This window comes from Bacillus sp. AK128 (assembly GCF_053903075.1).
Genome location: NZ_CP096379.1, coordinates 4,401,224 through 4,427,884 on the forward strand (window position 1 = coordinate 4,401,224; position 26,661 = coordinate 4,427,884).

Annotated in this window: 17 protein-coding genes, 1 rRNA gene and 2 riboswitches; of the genes, 6 read left to right on the forward strand and 12 right to left on the reverse strand. The window is 38.9% G+C overall.

Features of this window, described 5'->3' with window-relative positions; translation table 11 throughout:
* Window positions 1-176 precede the first annotated feature (176 nt).
* The 7 genes from M1D60_RS21980 to M1D60_RS22010 all read right to left on the reverse strand — a co-directional run bounded on the left by M1D60_RS21980 (window position 177) and on the right by M1D60_RS22010 (window position 11,448).
* A 16S ribosomal RNA gene (locus M1D60_RS21980) occupies window positions 177-1,715 on the reverse strand.
* A 363-nt stretch (window positions 1,716-2,078) separates the two neighbouring features.
* The gene (locus M1D60_RS21985; RefSeq protein ID WP_456276938.1) at window positions 2,079-3,404 is read right to left on the reverse strand and encodes an NCS2 family permease; all 1,326 of its coding nucleotides are present in this window, start codon (window positions 3,402-3,404) and stop codon (window positions 2,079-2,081) included.
* A gap of 114 nt (window positions 3,405-3,518) precedes the next feature.
* Window positions 3,519-3,620: riboswitch (purine riboswitch) on the reverse strand.
* 94 nt (window positions 3,621-3,714) lie between these two features.
* The gene (gene guaA / locus M1D60_RS21990) at window positions 3,715-5,253 is read right to left on the reverse strand and encodes a glutamine-hydrolyzing GMP synthase (protein WP_456276939.1); all 1,539 of its coding nucleotides are present in this window, start codon (window positions 5,251-5,253) and stop codon (window positions 3,715-3,717) included.
* A gap of 194 nt (window positions 5,254-5,447) precedes the next feature.
* Window positions 5,448-5,549: riboswitch (purine riboswitch) on the reverse strand.
* Window positions 5,550-5,576: 27 nt separating this feature from the next.
* A complete protein-coding gene (locus tag M1D60_RS21995) occupies window positions 5,577-7,736 on the reverse strand; it encodes a transglutaminase-like domain-containing protein (RefSeq protein WP_456276940.1) in 2,160 nt (719 codons plus the stop codon).
* Window positions 7,733-8,953 (reverse strand): DUF58 domain-containing protein, encoded by a 1,221-nt coding sequence (locus M1D60_RS22000; protein WP_456276941.1) that lies wholly within the window; start codon window positions 8,951-8,953, stop codon window positions 7,733-7,735. The genes M1D60_RS21995 and M1D60_RS22000 overlap by 4 nt, the downstream gene beginning before the upstream one ends.
* Before the next feature lie 5 nt (window positions 8,954-8,958).
* A complete protein-coding gene (locus M1D60_RS22005) occupies window positions 8,959-9,915 on the reverse strand; it encodes an AAA family ATPase (RefSeq protein ID WP_456276942.1) in 957 nt (318 codons plus the stop codon).
* A gap of 582 nt (window positions 9,916-10,497) precedes the next feature.
* Window positions 10,498-11,448: a hypothetical protein gene (locus M1D60_RS22010; protein WP_456276943.1), complete on the reverse strand. Its 951-nt coding sequence runs from the start codon at window positions 11,446-11,448 to the stop codon at window positions 10,498-10,500.
* Window positions 11,449-11,658: 210 nt separating this feature from the next.
* Here M1D60_RS22010 and M1D60_RS22015 point away from each other — a divergent pair, with 210 nt between their 5' ends.
* The 4 genes from M1D60_RS22015 to M1D60_RS22030 all read left to right on the forward strand — a co-directional run bounded on the left by M1D60_RS22015 (window position 11,659) and on the right by M1D60_RS22030 (window position 14,965).
* Complete coding sequence (locus M1D60_RS22015; protein WP_456276944.1) at window positions 11,659-12,429, forward strand: GNAT family N-acetyltransferase; 771 nt, start codon at window positions 11,659-11,661, stop codon at window positions 12,427-12,429.
* A gap of 93 nt (window positions 12,430-12,522) precedes the next feature.
* Window positions 12,523-13,353: an alpha/beta fold hydrolase gene (locus M1D60_RS22020; protein WP_456276945.1), complete on the forward strand. Its 831-nt coding sequence runs from the start codon at window positions 12,523-12,525 to the stop codon at window positions 13,351-13,353.
* A 308-nt stretch (window positions 13,354-13,661) separates the two neighbouring features.
* On the forward strand, window positions 13,662-14,180 hold the full coding sequence (locus tag M1D60_RS22025; protein ID WP_456276946.1) for an RNA polymerase sigma factor: 519 nt from the start codon (window positions 13,662-13,664) through the stop codon (window positions 14,178-14,180).
* Window positions 14,177-14,965, forward strand: coding sequence for a hypothetical protein (locus M1D60_RS22030; protein WP_456276947.1), 789 nt, complete (start codon window positions 14,177-14,179; stop codon window positions 14,963-14,965). The genes M1D60_RS22025 and M1D60_RS22030 overlap by 4 nt, the downstream gene beginning before the upstream one ends.
* A 477-nt stretch (window positions 14,966-15,442) precedes the next feature.
* On the opposite strand, the gene ahpF is transcribed toward M1D60_RS22030, so the two are convergent.
* The 3 genes from ahpF to betB form a co-directional block, all read right to left on the reverse strand.
* The gene (ahpF, locus tag M1D60_RS22035) at window positions 15,443-16,969 is read right to left on the reverse strand and encodes an alkyl hydroperoxide reductase subunit F (protein ID WP_456276948.1); all 1,527 of its coding nucleotides are present in this window, start codon (window positions 16,967-16,969) and stop codon (window positions 15,443-15,445) included.
* Window positions 16,970-16,984: 15 nt separating this feature from the next.
* The gene (gene ahpC, locus M1D60_RS22040; RefSeq protein ID WP_456276949.1) at window positions 16,985-17,548 is read right to left on the reverse strand and encodes an alkyl hydroperoxide reductase subunit C; all 564 of its coding nucleotides are present in this window, start codon (window positions 17,546-17,548) and stop codon (window positions 16,985-16,987) included.
* Window positions 17,549-17,756: 208 nt separating this feature from the next.
* A complete protein-coding gene (gene betB / locus M1D60_RS22045; RefSeq protein ID WP_456279519.1) occupies window positions 17,757-19,226 on the reverse strand; it encodes a betaine-aldehyde dehydrogenase in 1,470 nt (489 codons plus the stop codon).
* 294 nt (window positions 19,227-19,520) lie between these two features.
* Here betB and cudC point away from each other — a divergent pair, with 294 nt between their 5' ends.
* Together cudC and M1D60_RS22055 are read left to right on the forward strand one after the other, a co-directional pair.
* Window positions 19,521-20,072, forward strand: coding sequence for a choline uptake/conversion transcriptional regulator CudC (cudC, locus tag M1D60_RS22050; protein ID WP_456276950.1), 552 nt, complete (start codon window positions 19,521-19,523; stop codon window positions 20,070-20,072).
* Window positions 20,073-20,256: 184 nt separating this feature from the next.
* Complete coding sequence (locus M1D60_RS22055) at window positions 20,257-21,141, forward strand: glycine betaine ABC transporter substrate-binding protein (RefSeq protein ID WP_456276951.1); 885 nt, start codon at window positions 20,257-20,259, stop codon at window positions 21,139-21,141.
* A 586-nt stretch (window positions 21,142-21,727) separates the two neighbouring features.
* Here the strand turns inward: M1D60_RS22055 and betA are convergent.
* Together betA and M1D60_RS22065 are read right to left on the reverse strand one after the other, a co-directional pair.
* Window positions 21,728-23,413: a choline dehydrogenase gene (betA, locus tag M1D60_RS22060; protein ID WP_456276952.1), complete on the reverse strand. Its 1,686-nt coding sequence runs from the start codon at window positions 23,411-23,413 to the stop codon at window positions 21,728-21,730.
* A gap of 588 nt (window positions 23,414-24,001) precedes the next feature.
* On the reverse strand, window positions 24,002-26,605 hold the full coding sequence (locus tag M1D60_RS22065) for a calcium-translocating P-type ATPase, PMCA-type (protein WP_456276953.1): 2,604 nt from the start codon (window positions 26,603-26,605) through the stop codon (window positions 24,002-24,004).
* Window positions 26,606-26,661: the final 56 nt, after the last annotated feature.

The window sequence follows — 26,661 nt, forward strand, 5'->3', positions numbered from 1 at the left end:
TGACTTTCTTACATACGAATTATTATCTAGTTTTCAAGGAACAAGCTTTTTTGCCGTTAGGCAAAATAAGCATCCATCAAGTCACTTGGACAAGATGCTGAGAGATCATTCTCTCAAAACTAAACAAAACGTTCAAGCGCTATTTTATGGAAACGAAAGTTTCCACTTATCCTTAGAAAGGAGGTGATCCAGCCGCACCTTCCGATACGGCTACCTTGTTACGACTTCACCCCAATCATCTGTCCCACCTTCGGCGGCTGGCCCCCTAAGGTTACCTCACCGACTTCGGGTGTTACAAACTCTCGTGGTGTGACGGGCGGTGTGTACAAGGCCCGGGAACGTATTCACCGCGGCATGCTGATCCGCGATTACTAGCGATTCCGGCTTCATGCAGGCGAGTTGCAGCCTGCAATCCGAACTGAGAATGGTTTTATGGGATTTGCTCAACCTCGCGGTTTTGCTGCCCTTTGTACCATCCATTGTAGCACGTGTGTAGCCCAGGTCATAAGGGGCATGATGATTTGACGTCATCCCCACCTTCCTCCGGTTTGTCACCGGCAGTCACCTTAGAGTGCCCAACTGAATGCTGGCAACTAAGATCAAGGGTTGCGCTCGTTGCGGGACTTAACCCAACATCTCACGACACGAGCTGACGACAACCATGCACCACCTGTCACCTTTGTCCCCGAAGGGAAATTCCTATCTCTAGGAAGGTCAAAGGGATGTCAAGACCTGGTAAGGTTCTTCGCGTTGCTTCGAATTAAACCACATGCTCCACCGCTTGTGCGGGCCCCCGTCAATTCCTTTGAGTTTCAGTCTTGCGACCGTACTCCCCAGGCGGAGTGCTTAATGCGTTAACTTCAGCACTAAAGGGCGGAAACCCTCTAACACTTAGCACTCATCGTTTACGGCGTGGACTACCAGGGTATCTAATCCTGTTTGCTCCCCACGCTTTCGCGCCTCAGCGTCAGTTACAGACCAGAAAGTCGCCTTCGCCACTGGTGTTCCTCCACATCTCTACGCATTTCACCGCTACACGTGGAATTCCACTTTCCTCTTCTGTACTCAAGTCCCCCAGTTTCCAATGACCCTCCACGGTTGAGCCGTGGGCTTTCACATCAGACTTAAAGGACCGCCTGCGCGCGCTTTACGCCCAATAATTCCGGACAACGCTTGCCACCTACGTATTACCGCGGCTGCTGGCACGTAGTTAGCCGTGGCTTTCTGGTTAGGTACCGTCAAGGTACCGCCCTATTCGAACGGTACTTGTTCTTCCCTAACAACAGAGCTTTACGACCCGAAGGCCTTCATCGCTCACGCGGCGTTGCTCCGTCAGACTTTCGTCCATTGCGGAAGATTCCCTACTGCTGCCTCCCGTAGGAGTCTGGGCCGTGTCTCAGTCCCAGTGTGGCCGATCACCCTCTCAGGTCGGCTACGCATCGTCGCCTTGGTGAGCCGTTACCTCACCAACTAGCTAATGCGCCGCGGGCCCATCTGTAAGTGATAGCCGAAGCCATCTTTTATTCAGTCACCAGGAGGTGTCTGAAGTTATCCGGTATTAGCTCCGGTTTCCCGAAGTTATCCCAGTCTTACAGGCAGGTTGCCCACGTGTTACTCACCCGTCCGCCGCTAATCTCCGAAGAGATTCGCTCGACTTGCATGTATTAGGCACGCCGCCAGCGTTCGTCCTGAGCCAGGATCAAACTCTCCAATAAAGTGTTTGATTGCTCAAATACACCGGCAATCTACTAAGTTTATTCCACATAAGTGAGAATAACTATATAGTAGACTTTTTAAAAATTTAAAACTTTGCGTCGGTTTTCAAAACCAACACGCTTGACGTTTTGTTTAGTTTTCAAAGAACTTGTCTGCCGCTTCAATCAAGCAGCTTAATAAATATATCAGATTCACCAATCACTGTCAACAACCTTTTCCAAAATGTTTTTTTCAAAGTTGGTTTATGTCAGCAGCGACTTTTCTTATAATACATGGATTATCTTTATATGTCAACACCTTATTCGAGTTAATAAATAGAAAAGACCTAGTCAATGTTGACCAGGCCTTTATATATATAGAATCTATTCTACTAAGAAAACAAAATATAGAACAAAAATGATAAACATACCATACATGATTGGGTGTATTTCTTTTGTACGACCCTTCATAATCATCGTGATTGGATAAAAGATGAATCCAATCGCAATTCCTGTAGCAATACTATACGTTAAAGGCATTGCCACAATAGTTAGGAAAGCCGGTACAGCTATCTCAAACTTCTTCCAATCAATTTCTCCTAACGCCGACACCATTAGAATTCCTACAATAATTAATGCAGGAGCTGTTACTGCCGGAGTGACAACACCTAATAATGGAGAGAAGAATAAAGCTAGTAAGAAAAATCCAGCTGTTACCACTGAAGCAAATCCTGATCTACCACCAGCTGCAACACCGGCAGATGATTCAATATAAGAAGTAGTAGTAGAAGTTCCTAAAGTTGCACCTACAACTGTTGCAGCAGAATCTGCAAATAAGGCTTTACCTGCACGTGGCAGTTTATTGTTTTTCATTAAACCTGCTTGATTTGCTACAGCTACTAGAGTTCCAGCTGTATCGAAGAAATCTACGAACAAGAACGTTAGAATAACGACAAGCATTTGAATCGTGAAGATTTCACCTAGGTGTGTAAATGCTACTCCAAATGTTGGCTCTAAGCTTGGGATACTTCCTACAACCGCAGTTGGGATACCAATTAATCCAAAGATCATTCCAGCAATTGCCGTTATAACCATCCCAATGAAGATCCCACCATTCACACCTTTAACCATTAAGATAACTGTAATTAACACTCCAAATACCGCTAAAAGTGTTGCACCATTCGTTAAATCACCTAAACTCACTAGTGTCGCATCATCGTTTACGATAATTCCTGCATTTTGAAACCCGATAAATGCAATGAATAGACCGATACCTGCTCCAACCGCGAATTTTAGTTCAGATGGAATTGCATTTATAATTTTTTCACGAACACCTGTTAATGTAAGAATAATAAAGAAGATACCAGAAACTAATACACCAGATAGAGCTGTCTCCCAAGGAATCCCCATACCTAGAACAACTGTAAATGCAAAGAATGCATTTAATCCCATACCAGGTGCTAATGCAATAGGATATTTCGCAATAATCCCCATTAACAATGAACCGACTGCAGCAGCAATAGCAGTTGCTGTAAAGATTGCTTCTTTAGGCATTCTTAAATCATCTGGTAAGTCTGTTATAACCGCTAGGCTTAGTACATCTGGATTAACGAATAAAATATATGCCATGGATAAAAATGTTGTTAAACCTGCGATGAATTCTCTCTTATAATTTGTGCCCAATTCCTCAAACTGAAAATAACGTTTCATCTACTTTACCCCTTTTCCTTTATAACTCTTTAATAAAATAAAAAAACTCCGGTCCTTTTAGACCACGAGTTTCAAAGGTAATGTATAGGTAAGCAGAAGAAAAGTTTCTCCAGTGCCTCTGTACAATCACCTCGTAGTCAAGCTGTTTACGGTAGCTTGGTAGAAACTTTCGGGCCATATTCCCAATTTTATACGAGTTTCGACAAAAAATATGATAATTACAACTGAATTGTACCAAGCTACTTACTCTTCGTCAATAGAAAAAACGAACATTCCATAAGTTATTTTTTGGAATGTTCGTTTTTCACTTTTATTCCCACTCAATTGTTGCTGGTGGCTTACTTGTAATATCGTACACTACGCGATTAATATGATTAACTTCATTAACAATTCTTGTCGAGATTTTCTCAAGAACCTCCCAAGGGATTCGTGCCCAATCAGAGGTCATCCCATCAATAGAAGTTACTGCTCGAATTCCAATTGTGTAATCGTATGTTCTAGCATCTCCCATAACCCCTACACTTCTTATGTCAGGGAGCACTGTGAAGTATTGCCAAATGTCACGATCAAGGCCTGCAAGCCTAATCTCGTCACGGAGAATAGCATCAGATTCGCGGACAATTTCTAGCTTCTCTTCTGTAATTTCTCCTAGCACACGAATACCAAGACCTGGACCTGGGAATGGTTGTCTCCAAACAATCTCGTCAGGAATTCCTAATTCCGTTCCTAATGCACGTACTTCATCTTTAAACAATGTATTTAAAGGCTCGATTAGTTTAAATTTCATGTCCTTCGGTAGTCCACCTACATTATGGTGTGACTTGATTGTTTGGGCAGTTAATGTTCCACTTTCAATAATATCAGTATACAAAGTACCTTGAGCAAGGAAGTCAATTCCTTCTAATCTTGTAGCCTCATCATCAAAAACATAAATAAATTCATTCCCGATAATTTTACGTTTTTGCTCTGGATCACTAACACCCTTAAGCTTGGACATAAAACGATCCTTCGCATCAATCTTAATCACGTTCATATTAAAGCCTTCACTAAAGGTTTTCATAACCCCTTCAGCCTCACCTTTACGAAGTAGGCCATGATCAACGAACATACAAGTTAACTGGTCACCGATAGCCTTATGAATTAACACCGCGACTACAGAAGAGTCAACTCCACCACTTAGAGCGCAAAGAACCTTTTTATTACCAACAAGCTGACGGATCTTCTCTAACTCAATCTCAATGAAGTTTTCCATCGTCCATTTTTCCTTGCATTCACATACCTCAAATACAAAGTTCTTTAATAAATCATTTCCGTATTCAGAATGTCTAACTTCAGGATGGAATTGTACCCCATAGAATTTTTTATCAGGATTGCTCATCCCCGCAATTGGACATGAAGCACTTGTTGCATCAACCGTAAACCCAGTTGGTATCTCTTTTACTAGGTCACCATGGCTCATCCACACAATTTGTTCAGTCGGTAATGATTGATAGAGTAATGATTCATTCTCAACCTTTAATACAGCTTTTCCATATTCACGATGTGTCGCCTTTTCTACCACTCCATCAAATAAATACGTCATAAGCTGCATCCCATAGCAAATTCCTAGTACTGGTATTCCTAAATTGAAAATTTCACGATCACAATGGAATGCATTTTCACCATACACACTGTTTGGACCACCTGACAAAATAATCCCCTTTGGGTTCATCTGCTTAATTTCTTCTGCTGTTAATGTATGAGGATGAAGCTCACTATACACTCCGAATTCTCTAATTCTACGTGTAATAAGCTGATTATATTGACTTCCAAAATCTAATACGACAATCTTTTCCTGACTTTTAATCAATGCTATTCACCCCTACTGAAATATTTAGAAAGATTAGCCTTTGCCAAGCATTTGATTGCTAGACGATTGAATAATCTTTCAGATGCGTTAAATATTACATTTTCTACTATTTTAAATACAAAAAAACTAGAATTACTGTCCCTAAATGAATAGAAGACAGAATCCTAGTTTTATACAAAGTTCCCCAAATGTATAGATCTCGGTCCTGTCTTCATAGTCAGGTTTTTTACGGCAACCCGGTAGAGACTCTCGAACCATATTTTCGAGGATATATGAAGATCTTTATGATATTGAACCTATTCTATCAATGGCTTTTCATTAGGTCAAGATACTACCTTTTTAATTAAATTTTCCCACAATTCTCTTAAAGTATCTAAGTCCTTTTGTTCAAGAACTCGGTCTTTCTTATATTGAAGTCCTTCTAGCTTTATGGTTAGATACCTCATATCTCTAGAGTAAAAAAACGAATCAACATAATCAGCAAATTCACGTAATGTCTGACTATCTTGTTTTTTAATACCATAGCCCTTTAGTGCCTTTATTAGGATAAAATATGAGGTCTCAAACGAATGAGCATCCTTAAATTTACCGTAACGTTGTAGCACATACCTAGGGTACCATGCTCTTTTAGTGAAAAACAGGATTGCTCCTATAGCCACAAGAATCCCTAATGCTAGTAAAACATCATTGATTCCAATATCAATGGACCATGAAGAACTACTATTGGATTCTTCTGTTGTATCTCCTTCTTCTAAAAGGTCATCTGCTGGTTGCTGAGGTTGTTGCTCCGTTTCTGGTACAGTTAGGTTATCATCCTGCACTTCTAGCTCCGAGATGAAGTTGTACGGGTTCGAGAAACCTGAAGTTGGTTCGAAAGGAACCCAACCAATCCCCGCAAAATATACCTCAACCCAGGAATGGGCGTCTGCATTCCTAACCTCATATACCCGATTATCATTATCTAATGTGCTTACATACTCTCCACCTGTATATCCCTTCACCCATCTTGCTGGTATACCAACAGAACGAAGAAGAACGATCATAGATGTAGAGAAGTTATCGCAATATCCGATTTTTGTTTCAAATAGAAATTGATCTACGTAATCATCATTTCGGCCTGGCACCGCAACATCAGTCGTGTCATATACAAATCCATTCATTCTAAAATAACTTTCCACGGCTTTTACCTGGTCATAACGATTATTATATGGAGCTATAATTTCAGTAGCTAAATCTCTTACACGATCAGGTAAATCATTAGGAAGCTGTGTAAATCGGTCTAATATCTCATTATTATATTCGAAACTTGAAGCTCTTAAATCCTCGTACACAAAATTCGGGTCATGATAGGTTACCTCATATTGCTGTAATGGGTATGGTTGACCTTCTCTTTCCGTCATGATCTTTTCTGTGTCTGTATTAAATTGATAGAGTATATCTGTCCCTGAGTCCACATCTTGAAGTTCAACAGGATAAACGACGTGTGGATATTCAAGACTTACATTCACCACTGCTGTAGATGGGGTTGTTTCCACATTTCCCACTAAAGCTTTAACCATTACTCCTTCATCTTCTTCAATTGGAATAATCGTATTATTTGATGCTTCCCACCCTTTACCTGTATAAACATCCTTTGTTTCAACCTTCCAATATTCCCTACCTTGACCTTCCACTGTGAAGACCAACGTATCATCACCAATAAAAGGTCCTCCCAAATTTGAGTCGTTCGTACCGTACCCAATCCGCTTCACACCATTTCCCGGACCAGTCCCTTCACCATAACCTTTTAAGTACGGTACTGGGTCTGGCCATTGAGGTGCTGCCTTTGGTGCTAAATAACCTAAAGAGGTAGTTAACAATGTTACTAGTATAAGAGGAGTAAGCCATTTCACCCATTGCTTATTATCAATCGAGATCGATTCTTTCTCTTTAATTCGCTCGAGCTTTAAAAGTCCAAGAATAAGGAATCCTAAAACTACCATTCTAATCATCGCTAAATCTGCATTATAAGGAGTAAACGTATCTAATATCGCTAAATACGTAATCGTCATAATTAAAAACATGAAAATCTTTTTTAACTGAACAATCCAATATTCCATTAAATAAGCTAATAACCATAACAAAATAAAAAACAATAAGCTTCTAAACGAATTGGTCATCTCCCACCAGCTACCTGTGGCAACATAGGAAAGATTCGCTTGGAGACTAACGAGAAAATCCTTAATCCAGCCTAGACTAAAGAAAGAGCCTTCAAAAAATATGCTCTGAAGAACATACACGATATACAAAATCTTAATAGAGAAAGAAATGAAAAAATGTACTTTCAAATAGGCCAGTAAATATGAAATACCGACAAAAATCAAAAATAATTGAATATGACCAGTATCAGTAATTTGATCTAGCGGTCGAATCCATTCCCATAGTACGAGAAAACCATATACATAAAAGATGACCTTATGAAACTGTTCGTGAATCATGTTCATCTACTCACCTCATGAAACGCATCTGCATATTGACCTTCCATGACAGCTTTTATAAAAATATGCTTATGCTTTAAAATCTCAATTTTCCTTATAATGTCTTTTGAAGGATTTCTCCTTGGAAGGATGACAAATACAACTAAATGATATTGTCTATGTGATAGATACTCAATGGTCCTGATAAAGGCATCAGTTAAATGGCTTGTTACGAAAATTAATGTCATTCCCTGCTGCCACTTATTTACCTCTGATTCTATAGATGCCTCAAAATATTGATTATCAGGCTGAACCTTAGCAAGATGATGAAAAATTTGTTGTTGATGTGCCTCTGAATTCTTCACATCTGTAACAAATCGCTCGGGTCCTACCGAAACAAAACTTAACTGGGCACCATGCCTAATAATCGCTCGAACAATGGACGCTGAAAGAACAACCACTTGCTCAAACAACGGTAAATTCTGTTTGTCTGACCGGTCCATAATCACGAGTACATTATGACTTTGCTGCTGTTCAAATTCTTTTGTCATAAAGGTGTTTCTTCTTGCACTTGCCTTCCAATCAATCCAGGAAAACCGGTCGCCCGGTTGATACTCACGGACACCGACTGCCATCGTGGTGTCTCGGATTAACTTAGTACGCGATGAGGTTGCCCCTTGATCATATCGATTCTCGAGCTGACGGTATGAAAGATCAACATGTTGTGGATATACCAAGTATGTCTTCTTTAATTCATATAGCCCCTCTTTTTCAATTAATCCGAATAAATCACCTGTTTTTACTTTTATCGTCGTAAAACGATGCTCCCCTCGTGGAATTGAATCTAGAATATAATCAACTTGTAAGGTTTTTCGAAACCAAGGGAACAACATGACCTTTGATCGCTTCGACTGTCTACAATATCTAAGCGTAGGTGGAATCTCTTCTTCAACAATAATATATAAAAGCGGTAGGAAACGAAGTCGTCTTTCTACCGTGATGGTTGCTATAAATTTCTCTCCAGCTGTAAATTGACTTTGATTAACCTGCCTATTCACCGTAAAAAAGCTCATTGGATAAAGGCTGACTAATAGTGAGTAAAGTCCAAATGGCAAAAAACTATACAAAATAAACCAGCTTACAAAGCCCCCTTGAAACATCGCAAATATGAAGGTAACGGCTAGTAGTAAGAGAACAACACTTACACGTCCCGCTAATTTAGCATATAATTTCTTTGTCTTCATATGGATCAGCGCCTTACTAATGGAACCCTAGTCTGTTCAAGTAGACCTTTGACAATCTTCTCTGCTGTAACACCTTCAAATTTAGCTTCAGATTTCAAGATAATTCGGTGTGATAGTGTATAAGGAGCTAAATATTTCACATCATCCGGCACTACATAATCACGTCCGTGGATCAATGCATATGCTTGAGCAGCTCTCATCAAAGCAATCGCTCCACGAGGGCTAGCTCCTAAATAAATAGAAGGATGATTACGTGTTTGTTTAACAATCGTCACAATATATTCTCTAATCGATTCGTCAACAGAAACGTTTTTTGCCTCTCTTTGTAAATCGATTAATTCCTCTTTTGAGATAACTGGTCTTAGTTCTTCAATCGGTTGACCGGATTCCATTCGAGCAAGCATATTCATTTCTTCATCTGCAGTTGGATATCCCATCCGAAGTTTTAGAATGAATCGATCAAGTTGAGCTTCAGGCAACGGATACGTCCCTTCATATTCAATAGGATTTTGAGTGGCCATAACAAAGAATGGTCTCGCTAACGATCTTGTAACTCCATCAACCGTTACACTCGCCTCTTCCATCCCTTCCAACAACGCAGCCTGTGTTTTCGGAGAAGTTCTATTAATCTCGTCAGCTAGTACAATATTTCCCATGATTGGCCCTGGACGAAATTCAAATTGTAGTTCCTTCGGATTATATATAGAGACACCTGTAACGTCAGATGGCAATAGGTCAGGTGTAAATTGTATACGCTTAAAATCAGCACTTACTGATTTTGCTAAAGCACGAACCATCATTGTTTTACCAACACCAGGAACATCCTCAAGCAAAACATGACCATCTGCTAATAAAGCAACGAGGCTTAATGTGGCCACTTCCCGCTTACCAATCATTACCTTACCAATATTATCTATTACATTTCCCAAAACCGGATGTAGAGTATCAATTTTTTGTACCATGACTTTCTCCTTTTCTCTTGTTTTATGGAAGGCCCTTTTCTAAAACATTGTTGCTTTTTAACCCTTTAGTTAAGATGTCTTTCTTCGTTAATCGTACCAATTGGTTTATACATCGAAAAGAGCGGTTCTCGTCGTGTAAAAGAAATCTTACTATCTAGGGTAAAAATCCGGCTTCTAGGATTTTTACAAAAACAACAATTTATACAAACAACCTTATGGAAAAACTAGTGAGCACCCTTTATTTGACGTAATGAACCAGTAAAAGTTACAAAAACTTTAAAGATATATACGTTTTCATTCTATTATACAGTTTATACTTTTACCTTCCTATTATTTTACAGTGGAAATATATGTATCTATAAGAATAATACTTCTTGTCATTATATTCTTCTTCTTTTTTAAATTACCTCCATATTATGTAATAATTTTCTATTAAGAATATGATTGTTCCTCATGCTGAACTATATAACTCTTCGCCCTGTTTACTCGAATGCACAAAAAAAAGACTACCTTAAAGTAGCCTGATAAAATGACATGTTAAGCCTCATAAGAAAACGGTACTCATATAACTAAACATCTCCCTCAACTACTACAACCGCCTCCGCAGCTTGAGCAGCTGGAGCCCCCTGAATCTCCTCCACCATCCGAATCACTACTACATGCAAAGCCAGAACAAGATGATCCCCCACTAGAATGCTGCTCTTTATAATATTCATTCGGAATTACTTCACTCATACTTTCATGAAACTGATCCTCTTCATATAGTGAATAAAAAATTGCCGCACCTGCTGCGTATGAAAAGATAGTAGCCTCATTCGTTGAAATTGAGGAAGGAAATTTCTTGGACCCTAGATTAACCCGATCAGCATCATTGATTTCTCTTTTCATTTTATTAATCAAATGTTTTTTAACGTCAAGCCACTCTTCATTTTTCCTAAAGTATTTAGTAAGTAACTCATCTTCTGATAATAACCTAAAATCATCGAGAATCTCGCGCTTAATTGGATTCTGGAGGAAACTCCCCCAAACCAGACGGCTATTCGGAGTGATCTCAAATAAACTGATATACACCCAATCAAAAAATGCGCGTTCCCCTGGAATTGGAGTACTGTCCATATTAGGAGTATGATGCAATGTATCATGATAAAATTCCTTTGAAAACTTCTCATAGTCTCTAGTAAACATGAGCATCTCATGCCAAATTTCATCAACATGAGAACTAAACATCGGAACTGTTTTTAAAAGACTATTCATGACAAAATACCGTTTTAATTCGAACATCCCCCACTCAAACTCATGGTCCTTCCATTTCGGGTGACTTTGTAGAACTCTATTTTTCACATTGTCTATATACGATGATGATAAAGCCTTATCTAATTTTTGAACAATAGGTATCCCATCTTCAAGCTGTATTCCTAGTTGTTCCGGGACAGGGTAATTCTTTAATGGCGTTTTCTTGCCTGAACCAAAAAGAGAAGCACCCACCAGAATTATAAATGCTACAACACCAAACCCAACAAAATAACCTACCATACCCTCTCCCCTTTTCATATCAAATTTATAGTAAAAATTCCTTTTTATTACAATCTATATACAAGTATATACGAATGAGAAATGATTAGGTTTCTTATTAAGCATAATTTCCTTAAGACTGAAAACCACTTCCTAACTCTTTAAACCAAAATAAAGGGAAATCCATACCCATGTAGAACGTATAGGGATGTAAAATAGGAGGTCTTACTTTTGAATAAACAACAATTACTTGATATTTATACAAAGGAACAAAGAATAGAAGTGGAACATCCTGGGTGGAGAAAAATCGTTACTGAACATACCGTACGAAATGTTTCTACCACCGGAGAGAAAGGCTTTGTTATCTACTCTAATTTAAATGAAGGAAACGTACATACCATTGTCGATCAAGAACTGGAATTCTTCCACAGCATCCCTCAACCCTTTGAATGGAAGTACTATGACTATGATCAACCGTCTAACTTAAAGGAAATATTAATCGAAAAAGGCTTTACAGTTGAAGATCCTGAAGCCCTACTCGTTTTAGATATTGAGTCTAAACCAAAATTAATAGAAAAGAATATTGCTCCAGAAATTGTAAGAGTGTTTGATGACGAAGGTATTGCTGGAATTGTCGAGCTGGAAGATTTCATTTGGAATGAGTCACATGCTGATCTTGGGGAAAGATTGAAACGCGACTTGAAGGATGATCCTGATCATCTACTTATCTACGCTGCCATTATAGAAGGAAAAGTTGTAAGTGGTGCATGGATGTATTTGCACGAAGGTACATCATTTGGAAGTCTTTGGGGCGGATCTACACTTCCAGAGTACCGCGGCAGAGGAATATACACTTCATTAATCGCCATCCGAGCTCAGGAAGCACTGAAAAAAGGCTACAAATTACTAACAGTCGATGCTAGCCCGATGAGTGCACCTATTCTTCAGAAGCACGGTTTTGATTTATTGGCCTATTCTTTTCCTTGTAACTCACCAACATAAGGTCCAAAGATTTCCCACGGAATAGAAATGAAACCATACTGACTGGAATATGATTTAAAAGTATAAACACCCTTTATAAAAATGAGGAGGTACATGATGACAGCCATTAAGGAAAGCTATATTGAAGTGGAACCAGGAATTGAATTATTTGTTCAAGATATCGGGACTGGGGAAGTGCTTGTTTTTATCCCGGGCTTCACATTTACGACAGAAGTCTTTTCTGAGCAACTCCGACATTTCTCCAAAACGCATCGTACAATCGTGATTGATCCTAGAAGTCATGGTCGATCTACGATTACCGTTCATGGAAATGACTACGTGACCCATGGTACTGATTTAAAAAAAGTCCTTGAGGCATTAAAGATTAACAATGCAACACTTGTCGGATGGTCATTCGGCTGTTTAACGGTGTGGGAATATATTCGTCAGTTTGGAACGGAGAATGTTCAATCTCTTGTTATGATCGATATGCCACCAAAATCACTATCACTTCAACAAGAGCAGGATTGGGTGGAAGGACCTCTTGATGACCTTGCTTTAGCTTATACGAACTACCTTCGGAATCCAAAAGGTCAGCGAGAATTTATTTCTGGATATGCTACAGGGGTAATGGTCCAACGAGAGTTAAAGGCAGAAGAATTGACGTGGATTGTGGAGCAATCACTTAAAACACCATACTATATCGCTGCCAACTTGTTCTCTTCAGGACTTTTCTCTGATTACCGTGAAGAGGCAACACATAGCAGTAATTCTGTGCCAACTCTATTTATAGTTGCCGAGCATTGGGCAGAAACTGCAACGAACTACCTACATAAGCTAACACCACAAGCTTCTGTGAAAGCCTTAGGTGGGCATCTTATGTTTTGGGAGCATAGTGAACAGTTTAATAAGATTGTTAATCAGTTTTTAGAAGAGAATAGGTAATAAGGGGAACGGTTTTGTTTTTCTAAATGAAGGCAGAACTTCCCTATTCTCCTGCTTTTAGTTAAAGGATTTGAAATCTGAACTTTTGAGAAAAAGTGCGTATCGTTTAAAATATAGCAACACATAATGTGAAAAAGAGGCATCTCGAGTATTCAGTAGAATACATTGAGATGCCTCCGTTTATTTACCTCACGAAAATTAATATATAAGATCATCCACGATTTTTCTGCTTTTCTTCAACTTTTTGACACAGATTAAAATACTCTCCGTCTAATTAGTGAATTCAAATATCGGGGGAACCAGAATTTATGACGAATGTTAAAGAAATTATTTCAGAGTGGTTTTACCTATACAGCAACGATGTGTACAATTTTTTGGTTTACTACACCGGTACAACCGATGTGGAGGATCTAGTTCAAGAGGTTTTCATTAAAGCTGGACGAGGGCTTAAATCTTATAAAAATGAGGCTTCGCCCAAGACGTGGCTCTTTACCATTGCACGTAATACAGCAATCGATGAAGCAAGAAAAACTGAGAATAAAATTAGTAAAAACAGTACACCTTTCGATCAGCATGCTTGGGACCAACAAACAATAAACTCGCCCGAACAGATCCTTCTAGAAAAAGAGGAGCAGAAAGAACTTTATCACGCAATATTAAAGCAAAAAAAGAAATTTCGTGAAGTATTGCTACTTAGGGGCATTCAAGGATTGTCCATAAAGGAAACAGCCGAAATTTTAAATTGGAAGGAAACTGAGGTACGAACAAATTACCATCGTGCGATAAAATCATTACGGTTACAAACTAGGCAGGAGGATATCAAATGAAAGATAATCAAAATAATTTTGAGGATAAGCTTAACCAATTTCCAACTCATCGCATGAGTAAATCTAATCAAGACCATATTCATAATGAAGTTATGAGTGCCTTAGAAGCTGTAGAGTTTCAACATCCAGGAAGGAGCAGAATGCTCATGAAAAGAATACAAATAGGAATCTCGTCCGCAGTAGCGGTTGTTTTATTAGGAATTTTGGGAGTAAGCTTTGGATTAGATGGTGGTAATCAAGCTGTAGAGCCCGGGGTAGAGCAAACTCAACCAACTAATGAGGAAGAACAAATACCGAATGAACAAATAACAGTTGAACAAAAAGCAACCGAAATATATCAAGCACTTCACAACCGCGATATGGATACACTATCAAACTACGTACACTCAGAAAAAGGTCTAACTTTATCAATCTTGTTCTACCTGGAAGAATACTCCGTTGTTTATGAAAAAAATGAAGTACCGACACTTTTACAGGATAACACAGAGTATATGTGGGGCATTGGAGAAGCCACTTCGGAAATAAAATTAACGACTAGTGCCTATGTAGAAAGATATCTTAAACCCGATACTTTCCTCAACGAGAGTAATCAACTTTTTGACACAGAGTCACAGCGCAGCGATATGAATGAATATATAAAAACTGTTTTCCCTGATTCAAAAATCGTCGAGTATTATAATGATATCGAATATGAGGATTGGAAAAGTGTACATCTTGTATTTGAACCTAACGAACAAGCAGTCTGGGAACTCGTAGCAGTTCTAAGTAGTGAGTGGACACCTTAATATAGTAAAAAGGACTTTCCTAATTTCCTAAGAGAGGCTGGGACATAAGTATTCCAGCCAATGATAAACCCGAACAATTTGGTGATATTTTGATGTATCTTTCACCTACTAGTTCGGGTTTTTATTTGTTACATTCAATCGTTTGTTAATTTGCATACTATTTTTAAAACCTAGTGGAATGGAGCGGAAGACACTTGACTCCTGCGGGAGATGGAGGAAAGGTCGAGACCCCGCAGGCGCAGCCGAGGAGGCTCGACTTCCTCCCCGCGGAAAGCAAGTGTCTGCAGCGCAATGGAACGACTTTGTTTTCTAGCTTACTTAGTTAATTAGAAACAAGTAAACGAATGCAGTACTATATTTGATAGGTAGACTAATTTAGAGATTATTCGGCTTTGGGACTGGTGTATTAGGTTTTGTCCAAGTCTCTTTTTTTGGGCTGAAATAAGAGTAACAGAGTTAGATTCAATAATGGTTTATTTAGTTACGAATGAGATAATCAAATGCGGCGAGAGCAGCAGTCGCTCCAGATCCCATAGAGATAATTATCTGATTATATGTACTATCCGTGCAATCTCCTGCTCCAAACACACCCGGTAATGAAGTAGCTCCACGCTTATCCACGATGATTTCACCCATCTTATTGCGCTCTAATGTTCCCTCTAGCCATTCGGTGTTTGGTACAAGTCCGATTTGTACAAACACTCCTTCTATTTCAACATTATGTTCTTCTCCCGTTTCCCGGTCCGTATAAATAAGCCCTTTGACATTGTCAGTTCCGGTAATTTCCTTTGTTGCAGCATTTGTTATAACACTAACATTTGACAAGCTTTCAAGGCGCTTCTGAAGCACTTGATCGGCTTTAATTTCAGGTGCAAACTCGAGAACGGTAACATGTTTTGCAATTCCAGCAAGATCAATTGCAGCTTCAATACCAGAGTTCCCGCCTCCAATAACCGCAACAGGTTTACCTGCGTACAATGGTCCATCACAATGTGGACAATAGGCTACGCCTTTGTTTTTAAACTCCTGTTCACCAGGTACATTCACATTTCTCCAGCGTGCTCCTGTTGAAATAATGACAGATTTACTCTTTAAAACAGCACCGTTTTCAAGTTCAATTTCAATCAGATCTTTCTTTTCTAAACGCTTCGCACGTTGTAAATCCATCACGTCAATATTGTACTCTTTTACATGCTCTTCAAGAGCCTGTGCCAGTTTAGGGCCCTCAGTAGCTTTTACACTAATAAAGTTTTCGATACTGAGCGTTTCGAGTACTTGACCACCAAAGCGTTCTGCTACAATGCCTGTGCGAATCCCTTTACGCGCTGCATATATGGCAGCACTTGCACCTGCTGGTCCACCACCAATAATAAGAACATCATATGGATCTTTATCTGCAAAATCTTCTGCACTTGGACCTTCACCCATTTTAGCAAGAATTTCTTGGATAGAGATACGACCACCGTTCCAAAACTCTCCATTTAAGTAAACAGCTGGTACGGCTCTTATATTTCGGGTTTCGACTTCCTCCTTATGTGCAGCACCATCTATCATTGTATGGGTGATAGTAGGATTTAACACACTCATGATGTTAAGTGCTTGTACCACATCAGGACAGTTGTGGCAGCTTAAACTTACGAACGTCTCAAAATGGAACTCGCCTTTGATATTCTTTATTTGATCAATAATAGATTGATCGACTTTAGGTGCTCTTCCACTCACCTGTAATAGAGCTAACACAAGTGAAGTAAATTCATGACCTAAAGGAATACCAGCAAATTCAATCCCAGTATCTTCTCCAATTCGATTTACACTAAAGCTAGGAGTACGCTTTAATTCAGTTTGCTCGATTGTAATTTTTGATGACATGGATGCAATTTCATTTACAAGTTCTAAAAGATCCATAGATACCTTATCTGAACCAGCACTCACTTTAAGAACAATATCACTCTCTAATAGTTCTAGGTATTGCTGTAACTGAGCTTTAACATCATTTTCAAGCATTCTTGGTTACACTCCTTAAATTTTGCCTACAAGATCGATACTTGGCTTAAGAGTTTCGCTTCCCTCTTTCCATTTTGCTGGACAAACTTCACCAGGATTCTTATATACATACTGTGCTGCTTTTAACTTATCAATAAGTCCACTTGCGTCACGGCCAATGCCTTCTGCATGAACTTCAGCAACTTGGATTACACCATCTGGATCAATAATAAATGTCCCGCGGTCAGCAAGTCCTTGCTCTACACGTAAAACTTCAAAGTGACTAGGAAGGGTTAAGGAAGGATCACCAATCATGGTATACGTTACTTTTCCAATTGCTTCTGATGTTTCATGCCATGCTTTATGAGTGAAGTGAGTATCTGTTGAGCAAGAGTATACATCTGCCCCTAATTCTTTTAAATTTGAATATTCATTCTCAAGATCTTCAAGCTCGGTTGGACATACAAAAGTGAAATCCGCTGGATAGAAACAAAGAACGGTCCATTGGCCTTTAAAGTTTTCTTCAGATACCTCTAAGAAATCTCCATTTTTAAAAGCTTGTGCTTTGAATGGTTTTACTTTAGTTCCGATTACAGACATTATGATTCCTCCTAAATTTAATCTACTAATAAATTATTGCCAGTAGCAATCATTCGTAAACAATTTTAATCATGTAATTATTGTTAATAATATGTAGGCCCCTTACGAAAGAAAAAAAGCCTCTCGAAAGTTCAAGTGAACTTTGAGAGGCTTATGTCATTATCGTTAATGTTAGCAAACTTTATTATATTTTTGCTTAGAGTAATACCTAGAACCAGTTAATTGGTTTAGGATGAAGGTTATGGAAGATATGCTTGGTTTCTGTATATTCTTCTATACCTAATTTCCCTAGTTCGCGTCCAATACCCGATTGTTTAAATCCACCCCATGGCGCATGTGGGAAATACGTATTGAAATCATTAATCCAAACCGTACCCATGCGCATCTTGGCAACACAACGTTCTGCTTTTACGATATCGTTAGTCCATACACCACCAGCAAGTCCGTAGATTGAGTCATTAGCTAGCTTGACTGCTTCCTCTTCTGTATGGAATTTCTCAACCGTGATTATTGGCCCAAAAGCTTCCTCTTGAACAATGCTCATGTCTGTTTTGCAGTCTGTAAAAATCGTCGGTAAGAAGAAAAAGCCCTTTTGTAGTTCCGGCTCCAGAGGACGGCTACCCCCAACTACTAATGTAGCACCTTCTTTAATACCTGCTTCTACATACTTTTCTACTTTCGCAAGGTGCTCTGCTGAAATAAGAGGACCCATCTGAGTATCTTCATCAAATCCGCTACCAAGCTTAAATTTCTTCACTCTTTCAACAAGCGCGTTAACGAACTCATCGTGAATACTTTCCTCTACAATCAATCTTGTACCAGCTGAACAAATTTGTCCCGCATGGAAGAACACCCCGTTTAACGCTTGATCGACGGCTGTATCAAAATCAGCATCTGCAAAGATGATGTTAGGGTTTTTCCCACCAAGCTCAAGTGCAAGCTTCTTCACATTGCTGCTAGCTGCTTGCATAATTTTCTTCCCCGTAACAAGTCCACCTGTAAAGGAAATAAGATCTACATCCACGTTGCTAGCTAGTTCTGCACCAACTGTATGTCCGGCACCAAGTACTAGGTTTACAACACCAGGAGGCATTCCTGCTTCTTCCATTAGTTCGAATACTTTTATGGTAGTAAGTGGTGTAATTTCACTTGGCTTCATAACTAATGTGTTACCTGTAGCTAAGGCAGGAGCTAATTTCCAAGATGCTTGTAGTAAAGGATAATTCCAGGGAGTAATTTGACCGCATACGCCTACAGGTTCACGAACGACCTTACTAATTGAATTTGGCACAGGTGAAGCAATCAGTTCACCACCATCTTTATCTGCAAGATCTGCATAATAACGGAATACTCCAGCGATATCATCCATGTCCGCGCGGCTTTCCTCTACTGTTTTACCTGTATCTAAAGATTCCAATCTAGCAAGTTCTTCTTTATCTCTTTCTATTAATTCAGCAATTTTCCTAACAATATTCCCTCGTTCTGTTGCCGGAGTTGAAGACCAGTCTCCCTTGTCAAATGCTACTCTTGCTGCAGCAATTGCAGTTTTAGTATCTGATTCATCACTTTCTGGAACAGTCGCAATCACTTCTTGATTAAATGGATTGATAATATCACGCGTATTACCCGAAATCGCACTTACCCATTCACCATTAATGTATTGTTGTTTTTGATTTATGCCCAATTTTATCAGCTCCAATATGAACAAAAGTTAAGTTTGTTAAAAATTTATTTAATATTATAAGAATATTAACATGTCTTTTTAAGACTGTCAAAAATAAGGGTAACTACAATACTTTAGAATATTTAAGTTAACTAGAATGCTTGATTCTACTGTGATACTCCACATTTTAAACTGGTTAGGTTATCTTTTTTCATTTGACATTTAATCTAAACACGGTATCATAAAGTTTGTGTAGAAGATTTAAAAAATATTTAACAGGCTTTACTTTTATATTGGAGGAGCTACTTTATGAGTGATTCTACTGAAAGATCAAGAATTAAAATAGAAGAGGCCAAAGATAAAGTCATTGGCGCTATCGCAGAAACCATGGACTTGTATGGTGTAACACCAGCAGCCGCAAACCTATATGCAACCATGTACTTTAAAGAACAGATGACGCTTGATGAAATGCGTACGGAGCTCGAAATGAGTAAACCCAGTATGAGTACTAGTGTCCGTAAGCTTCAAGAAATCGAAATGGTGAAAAAGACATTTACACGCGGTTCGAGAAAACATACCTATATAGCTGAGAAAAACTTCTTCCGTTCCTTTATGGTATTTTATTGCCAGATGTGGGAACGAGAGGTGAAAACGAACATGGAAGCAATTGAGGAAGCACAAGAAGATTTTATAAATGTCATTAAAGACTCCACTAGCACGCCAGAAATTGTGGCAGAAGCAAAAAGATTCTATGATCAATTAGAAGAATCTAAAACCTACTATCATTGGTTGGAAGACTTAGTTGCAAGTATAAAAAGTGGTAAAATCTTTGAGTATTTACCTAAGGAACAGCAAGATTAATTAAGCAGTTATTAGATAGTGTATAGAGAGGTTGCTAAGACTAACCATATCAAATGCTTTACTTATCTCTTTAAAATAAGGGATAGGTTAGTATGGTGTTTTCGTTAAAAATATTCTTAACTAATTAAATATTATAAGGTATTTTTAACTTAACATAGAGATAAAAAATAAAGGGGAGTTTTACATGAACAAATGGAAAAAAGAACTTAGTTTTATCTTAGTATTACTAATGGTTACCATTCTGACAGCATGCGGAAGCACGACTGAATCAACTAATAGTGCATCTGAGGCAAGCGATGAAGAAATAACGATTGGTCAAATTAACTGGGCAGAAAATATTGCAGTTACAAATATGTGGAAAGCCATTCTAGAAGATAAAGGTTACAACGTAAAGTTAACTGTATTGGACATGGGTGCTACAATGAAGGCTTTAGAAAGTGGCGATTTGGATGCTAGTTTAGAAGTGTGGTTACCGGTCCAAGATGCTCTTTATCTGGAAAAGTTTCAAGATAGTATCAATTTCTCAGAATCTACTTGGTTTGATCAAGCAAAAGTAGGCCTTGTCGTTCCAACCTATTTAGAAGAAGTTAATAGTGTAGAAGACTTAAATGCAAATAAAGAACTGTTTAATGGAGAGATTGTCGGTTTCGATCCTGGTGCGGGTACGATGGAGGTTACAGAACAATTAATCAAGGATTATAATCTTGAATTTGAACTACTAGCAAGCTCTGAGCCTGCAATGCTGTCTGAGATTGCTAAAGCAGTTAGCAATGAAGAACCGATTGTGGCACCACTATGGAGCCCTCACTCGGTATTCTCCAAGCATGATTTGAAATTCCTAGAAGATCCACAAAATACGTTCGGTGGTGTAGAAAAAATTCACCATGCTACAAGACTTGGATTTGAAGATGATTATCCAGAAGTAAGTGAATGGTTGAAAAATTGGAAGATGGAAGATGACCAAATTGGAGAGCTTATTGACTACGTTGAAACTGCCGAAGACCCTCTTGACGGAGCTAAGAAATGGATTGAGGAAAATCAAGAATTAGTTGATGAATGGGTGAAATAAAGACTACGCCGAAAAAGCTTACCCGGTTCTCTTTTGAAGTGAAAAGCATTAATAACAGTACAAAATAACGTAGTAAAAAGCATGGTGATTTTCATCATGCTTTTTCGCTTCCTACTATTATCCGTTTGGAGATCAGATAAACACACGATTTGATCATTAAGCGGAATAACTCCGCTTAAATAGAAAATACCATTAAAATTAGCCTAAATAGCCGGAGCGATTCCGCCTAAGACTTAAAAAAAATATGATATAGGAGTTGCTGGCATAACCGGAAATCCTTCCCCTTATATAGCCTCAAAAGAGCTTCATTCCGAATTAAACAGGGGTATCTCCGTTTATTTTACTATCTTTGGATACTTAATTAAGTTCAAGGCAGTTTATTGGTAAAATATCAGCATAGTAATTCGCTCATTAACAAATTAAATTCACTTCACTAGCAAAGCCTATCCCCAGCACCGAATATGGGCCAGTTCAATTTAGCTAGGTTTCATTCCCTTACACACCAAAAAGAGAAGGCTCTAATCACTTATGTATACTATTTAGAGTAAATACATTTTTGATAGAGGCCTTCTCATTTTATTATAAGTTACCCGTTTATTGTTCCTGCGTCAGCCGGATGAACTCCATGACGGTAAAAGTCAGCATGGATAGGTTCAAGCGGTTTACGTCCAAGGATTAGATCCGCTGCCTTTTCTGCTAACATCAACACAGGGGCATGGATATTCCCGTTCGTAACATAAGGCATAGCAGACGCATCTACCACTCGGACATTGTCGAGACCATGGACCTTCATGGTTAGAGGGTCTACCACTGCCATTGGGTCTGATGCAGGTCCCATTTTTGCCGTACAACTCGGATGAAGCGCAGTCTCGGCATCATTTGCTACCCATTCCAAAATCTCCTTATCTGTACGAACAGAAGGACCTGGTGAAATTTCTCCTGAATTATAAGGTGCCATAGCAGATTGAGACAGAATTTCCCGAGAAACTTTTATTGCTTCAATCCACTCACGGCGGTCCTGTTCAGTAGAAAGATAATTGAAAACCATACTTGGGTGCTGGGTAGGATCACTTGAACGAATCTTCAATTTCCCACGAGCATCGGAATACATTGGTCCGACGTGAACCTGGAATCCATGAGCAGTGTCGGCCTTCTTTCCATCATATCGAACTGCAACCGGAAGGAAATGAAACATCAGATTAGGATATTTAACATCATCGTTCGAACGGACGAATCCTCCACCTTCGAAATGGTTAGTCGCTGCTGGACCTTTACGTCCAAGTAGCCATTGCAACCCAATCCATGGCATCTTCAATTTATTTAAATTAGGTTGTTCTGAAACAGGTAATGGACAAGCATGTTGTATATAGACTTCGAGGTGATCCTGAAGGTTTTCTCCAACACCAGGAAGATTAACTTTAGGTTCAATTCCAACTGAGCGCAGATGTTCTGGATCACCTACACCTGACAATTGAAGTAGCTGGGGTGTATTGATCGCACCGCCAGCAAGTATAACTTCACCCGCAGTAACATAATGAGTTTTACCGTCTTTTCGATATGTCAAACCGTTCGCTCTATTACCATCGATATCGATGCTTGTTACAAAAGCACGAGTTTTCACAGTGAGGTTCTCACGCTCCATAGCCGGATGTAAATATGCCCGTGATGGTCCAAATCGTTGCCCTTTGTATACATGCTTATCAAACGGACCGAACCCCTCTTGTCGGAAACCGTTCACATCGGGCGTACGTGAATAGCCTGCCTCGACTGCTGATTCAAAGAAGGCTTGGAATAGAGGATTAGTAGCAGGTCCTCGTTCCAATTTAAGAGGACCATCGTGACCGCGTAATTCATCTTGGGCATCTGAAGCTAAAGCATTTTCCATGCGCTTAAAATACGGGAGACAGTGAGCAAAATCCCATGTTTCCATACCTGAGTCTGCTCCCCATCGTTCATAGTCCAACGGATTCCCTCGTTGAAAAATCATCCCATTAATTGAGCCCGAACCACCAAGTACCTTTCCTCTAGCATGCTTGATACGACGCCCGTTCATAAAAGGTTCCGGGTCAGATTCGTATCTCCAATCGTATAATGCTTTCCCTGCAGGAAACGGCAAAGCTGCCGGCATTTGGATCAATAAATCCCATGAAAAATCCTTTCGTCCTGCCTCTAATACAAGAACAGTTCGTGTTCCATCTTCACTTAGACGATTGCCTAGTACTGAACCCGCACTACCGCCACCTATAACTACAATATCATATGTTTCTTTCATCTTAATAACCTCCCTAGGATGTAAATGTTCAAATTAATGAATAATCCGGTATAGGATTTAAAACTCTACATTAATAAAGGATACCGGTTTTACAGTTTGCTAGTTTCTTATTTATGATTCACCTAAACCGATTAGTGGTTTAGGTTCGATATCAGCTCTATGTATCTACCAAATAACCTAAAAAAATGTGAATCGCAACCTTAGTTTTTTCTCAATTAACATAGGCCTCAACTTCAATCAACAGTGATTATTTTCATGTTTGTTAACTTTGTTAAATTTTTTCTTAACATAATTAATAAAATTAATATAACACAGTGCTTTTTTTTTGTAAACCGTAATGCGATTCAATTCCCTTATATATTCTTCAGGCTTCTTAAGTAATTACTCCTTTTGTTATCCTAGGTACTCTTGCACATTACAAAGAGCTATTAGCTGTGGTCCACCATATAACTAATACAACAAACAAAAGCAGAAAGCGTATTAATCGGCGCTTCCTGCTTTTGGATATCATTAAACCCCTATTAAAAAGCTAACCCTTGTTTAAGAAGAGATTAGCTTTTTTATATTTTATCCCAGGGCTCTATTTACTTATCTACTTGAAGATATAATTCTGTACAACTGAATCACAACAAGTGGAATTATAGACAACATATAAATGGTTCCAAATTGTGCAGCATTCAGGCTTGCAACTTCAAATACACCCATTAGTGTCGGTGTTAATAAAACCACGTGTAGCAATATTACTCCGATGATGACGGCGTACCATAGATACTTATTCGAAAAGACACCTATTTTAAATAATGACTGACTACTTCTAGAGTTAAATCCATGAAATAGTCTGGCTAAGCATAATGTAGCAAAGGCCATTGTACTAGCTACCATCGCATCTCCTGTTGATAAGCCAATGTGAAAGGCAAGTAAGGTTGAGACCGCGATGATTACACCTTCAACAGAAACCCGCTTAGCAAAAGATTTATTCAAAAGTGGAATATTAATATCTCTAGGCTTTTCCTTCATAATGTTTTTGTTATGGGGTTCTAGGCCAATCGCTATGGCTGGTAAACTATCCGTCAGAAGGTTTATAAAAAGTAAATGTACAGCCGCAAATGGTACTGGTAACGCAAGTATGGAAGCGTAAAGAACAGCCAAAACTCCACCAGTATTTCCCGCTAATAAAAATTTAATGGAATTTTGAATGTTAGCATAGATACTTCTACCATTTGAAATTGCTTTTACAATGGTGGAAAAGTTATCATCGGTCAGAACCATAGAAGAAGCTTCTTTGGCAACCTCTGTTCCTGTTATCCCCATTGCAATACCAACGTCAGCCTGTTTCAATGCAGGTCCATCATTTACACCGTCTCCGGTCATTGCCACAACATTTCCTTTTTCCTGCCATGCTTTGACAATTCTAATCTTATGTTCTGGAGACACCCTAGCATAGACCGAGATGTTAGCAACCTTTTCTTTAAGTTCTTGGTCACTCCATTTCTCAATTTCCGCTCCTTCTACTGCTTCGGTATCATTCTTTAGAATCCCAATTTGCTTGGCAATTGCTGAAGCGGTAATCTTATGGTCTCCAGTAATCATAACCGGCTTAATACCTGCCTCGATACAAGAAGCAACAGCTCCAGCCGACTCTTCTCTTGGAGGATCCATCATCGAAATTAATCCTACAAATGTTAGGTCATTCTCATCTTCAAAACTAATCGTTTTACCTTCTTCCACTTCCTTATAGGCAAGCCCAAGAACTCGCAAACCGCTCATTGAGAATTCCTTATTGACTCTTTCTATTTCAAGTTTATGTTTTTCTGTAAAATCAATGACTCCATCAGACGTCTCATACCTTGATACTCTTGAGAGAAGGACATCCAATGCCCCTTTTGTAATCATCAAATTTTTGCCTTCATAATGGTTAATTGTGCTCATCATTTTTCGATCTGAATCAAAAGGCAATTCCTTAATCCTTGAGTACTCGTCTCTAACCCTAAGTTCATCTAGTTGGTACTTCTCACCTAGGTCAACTAATGCAATCTCAGTTGGATCGCCAATTTCTTTTTTATCAGTGGTCACAGAATCATTACAAAGTAGGGACATAATTAGGGCTCTTTTTTGAATCGGATTTTCCAGTTGTAGCTGATCATGCTCAATTACCTGTTGATTTAGATATAATTTTTGGACAGTCATCTTGTTTTGAGTTAATGTACCTGTTTTATCAGAACAGATGACAGAGATACTTCCTAGACTTTCTACCGCATGAAGCTTTCGCATGATTGCATTTTCTTTTGCCATTTTCTGCGTTCCAAAAGCTAAAACAATCGTTACAATCGAGCTCAGTGCCTCAGGTATCGCCGCAACTGCAAGTGCTACGGCAAACATGAACGAATCCGCAATCTCATTCCCTCTTATGATATCAATAGCAAAAATTATAATGGCAATTGCTATGATAATAACCGCAAGCCTTTTTCCAAATTGATCAAGACTTTCCTGAAGCGGAGTCTTTTTCTCCTTAGCTGACTCTAGTAAGTCTGCAATCCTTCCAATCTCTGTGTTCATACCGGTGTTAGTTACTACGACAACACCACGACCATATGTAACAAAACTACCAGAGAAAACCATATTTATTCGATCACCAATAGGGACATCCTTTTCAGCAATTGGGCTAGTGTCCTTCTCAACACTTAATGACTCCCCTGTTAAAGAGCTTTCATTTATTTGTAGACTGTGGTTTTCAATAATCCGCCCATCTGCACTTACAAAATCACCTGCATCAAGAAATAGAATATCACCAACAAGTAATTCCCTAGAAGGAATCTCAACCTTTTGCCCATCTCTTAAGACCTTTGCAGTTGGCGAAGACAATGCTTTTAAACTATTTAAACTCTGTTCTGCTTTAAGATGCTGAACAGTTCCTAAAATGGCATTGATGATAACCACGACCAGGATGACAATCGTACTTTCAAATTTTCCTAAAAAAGCTGAGATAATGGCTGCTGCAATTAGAATAAGGACAAGAAAATCCTTAAACTGTTCGAGAAAAACCGCAATGGCTGTTTTCCTTTTTCCTTCAGCTAACTCATTATAGCCATATTGTTCACGGCGTTTTTCTACATCAGCTGAAACTAATCCTTTTTCGGTAACCTTTAGTTCTTCTAAGACTTCTTTAGATGTTTTCATAAAAAACTGGCTCATATTGTTCATGCCTCCTTTAGGATAGGAATCTTTTATAGATTGATATCATTTACCTA